At 73.5% G+C, this 1,927-nt stretch carries 2 protein-coding genes; both read right to left on the bottom strand.

The window, feature by feature from the left end; translation table 11 throughout:
• Positions 1–92 precede the first annotated feature (92 nt).
• Positions 93–1,538 carry an ABC transporter substrate-binding protein gene (locus BJF79_RS38680; protein WP_262403209.1) on the bottom strand — a complete coding sequence of 482 codons (1,446 nt, stop codon included), beginning with the start codon at positions 1,536–1,538 and terminating at the stop codon, positions 93–95.
• A gap of 48 nt (positions 1,539–1,586) precedes the next feature.
• On the bottom strand, positions 1,587–1,927 hold a 341-nt coding region (locus tag BJF79_RS56490), incomplete at its 5' end, for a hypothetical protein (protein ID WP_262403208.1).

Raw genomic sequence — 1,927 nt, 5'->3', positions numbered from 1 at the left:
CCGGCCCCGGCCCCGGCCCCGGCCGTCCGGACGGTCACCGGGCGGCCCGGTCGATGAACACGCTGCCGAACCCGGCGCCGGTCGCAGCCCGGTCACCCCGGCGGCGGCGAGGTCGAGGCCGTCGCCGACGCCCACACCAGGTAGCCGCCCTCGTCGCGCAGTTCCCGCTGGAGTCCGCCGAGTCGGCGCCGCCGCTCCGCGTCGTCCCGGACGCCCATGGCCGCGCGGTACGCCTCGTCCCATTCGGGGCGTTTCCAGGCGGTCTCGTTGGTGGGGGCGTCGCCGAGGAGGGAGACGCGGGCGACGTCGGTGAACGGGATGCCGCCGAAGAAACCGGTGTAGAACGGGCTCTTGGCGAAGACGTCCGTCCAGTAGGTGTCCGGCGGCTCGTTCTCCACCTTCACGTTGATCCCGGCCTCGCCGAGCTGCTGCGCGAGGAGCGTCGCGGCGGTGTCCATGCCGGGGTAGGAGGTGGTGGTCGCGAGGGTGAGGTCGAGCCCGTCGGGGTGCCCGGCCTCGGCGAGGAGGGCCTCGGCGCGGGCGATGTCGCGCTCCCGCTGCGGGACGTCCGCGGGGCTGGACGGGTCGGCGGGCGTCAGCAGGTCGTTGCCGATCTTCCCGAAGCCGAGGAACACCTTGTCGAGGAGCTCCCGCCGGTCCGCCGCGAGCTTGATCGCCGTCCGGACCTTCGGGTCGTCGAACGGCTCGGTGTCCAGCCGCATGACGAACGGGTACATCGTGACCGCCGGACGGTGCACGACCTGCAGCTTCGTGTCGTCCGCGACCTGCTTCGCGGTCGCCGGGGAGATGCTCCCGGCGACGTCGGCCTGCCCGGAGATCACCGCCTGGGCGCGGGCCTGCGGGTCCGGGACCGCGCGGATCTCGATGCGGCTCGACGGCGGCGTCGGCCCCCACCAGCCGTCGTTGCGTTCCAGGACGGCGTTCTGCGCGGTGCCGCCCGCCATCTTGAACGGACCCGACCCCGGTACGGGACGACTGAAGTCGGTGGTGCCCTCGGGCACGACGAACGTCACCGACTCAAGCGCGCGCGGGACCTCCGCATACGGACGGACGGTCTTCAGGGAAAGCGTGTGGTCGTCGACGGCTTTCGACGCCGCGAGGTCGAACATCTGCATGCGGCCGAAGTTCTCCGCAGCCTTCTCGTGGATGCGGCGGAGCGAGAACAGCACGTCGGCCGCACGGACCGGACGTCCGTCCGTGAACGCCGCGTCGGTGCGGAGCTCGACCGTCCAGGAGGTCAGGTCGTCGCCGTCCGGTTCGATGGACGTGGCGAGGCGCAGCTCGGTCTCGCCGTTCGCGCCGGGCTTCGCCAGGACGTCGTAGAGCAGGGCGAACCGGGTCAGGTCGGACTGGTTGCCGATGCCGCCGTGCGGGTCGTGGATCGCGGTCGCCGGGGCGCCGACCGCCACGTACCGCAGGGTGCCGCCGGACGACCGGGCGTCGCCGCCCGAGCCGCCGCAACCCGCGAGGACGAGTCCGAGGGCGAGCGCCATCGCGCCCGCGAAGGGGGCTTTCATGGTGGAGGGTTCCGTTCGTCAGGATTCGGTACGTGAGGATTCGGTTCGTCAGGATTCGATGCGGTCGAGGGCCTCGTTCAGGTGCGCGGCGATCCGCCCGAGGGCGGGCGGCCGCAGGAGGCCGTAGTGGTCGGCGTCCACGTCGCGGACGTCCGGCGCCGCCGCCAGGTGCCGGGACCAGCCGAGATCGGGCAGCCCGGGAGGCGTGTCGTCCACGCCCATCCCGATGCCCGAATTGCGTGCCGCCGGACGCGTCGCCCGCACGACCAGCGCGGCCGTCGCGGGATCCGCGAGGCGGCGCGGCGTGTGGGCGGCGAGGCCGCGCAGATGCCGGGCGAACACCGCGATCCGGTCGCCGACGACCTCGCCGCGCCCCAGCAGCCCGTGCG

The sequence above is a fragment of the Actinomadura sp. CNU-125 genome, from assembly GCF_001942465.1.
Lineage (GTDB): Bacteria > Actinomycetota > Actinomycetes > Streptosporangiales > Streptosporangiaceae > Spirillospora.
Note: the sequence above shows the minus strand (reverse complement) of the source record. Positions and strands in the feature narration are given on the sequence as shown.